Here is a 655-nt window from a genome sequence, read left to right as displayed (position 1 = left end):
CAATAAGAGGGATTGATAACATAACCTATTTCTGCCGTGCCATATTTCTCGTCTGTGATAGTTAATTCGACGGATCCGATTAAATATCCATTACAGATAATAGCTAGAGAAAATCTGCTTCTAGGGTGTTTATCTATATCCGCTAAAGCTTGATTAATAAATTCCTTTGTTTCATCTGTAGTATTTGGTCCCCATACCTGGTATTGGCACACTTCATCACGTGACGCGTATATATGGACCTGCTGCCAATCATTACTAGTAAATTCCCTAAGATATAGCCTTTTACTATTTGTCTTTATATTCATTTTCTTCCCCTATCCAATCTTTTTATCTATTATTCCTACTTCTCCTAACAATGAAGAATATAATTAGACCAATACAGCCTAATACGATAAGTAGCGGCAAATTCCCGATAAGAAAAACAACTAATCCCGAAAGAACCGAGATGATAAAGTTGATGCTTTTCAAAAACTGTTGTTTCGTTTTTTCCCACGTATTTAATTCATCCTCACTTATTCCAGAAAGTTTCACATTATTTTCTTCTATTTGAATAGTAACCGTCGCTAGGTCGGTTTTATTCCGCAGATACTTCATCCGCCCTGTTATTTCCTCAATCCCTCTTTGAACCTTGGCTAAATCCTCAGAGATAGATAGA

The 655-nt window shown here is 35.9% G+C and carries 2 protein-coding genes; both read right to left on the bottom strand.

All coding sequences use genetic code 11. The annotated features are described in order from the left end of the window. On the bottom strand, positions 1-305 hold a 305-nt coding region (locus AC3G7N_RS21345), incomplete at its 3' end, for a GNAT family N-acetyltransferase (RefSeq protein WP_489424143.1). A gap of 22 nt (positions 306-327) precedes the next feature. Beyond that, positions 328-655: DUF4349 domain-containing protein (locus tag AC3G7N_RS21340; protein ID WP_489424142.1), on the bottom strand; the 328-nt coding region annotated here is incomplete at its 5' end.

Source organism: Virgibacillus carmonensis (assembly GCF_057836705.1).
The sequence above is the reverse complement of the archived record's forward strand: the minus strand, read 5'-3'. Positions and strand labels throughout refer to the sequence as shown.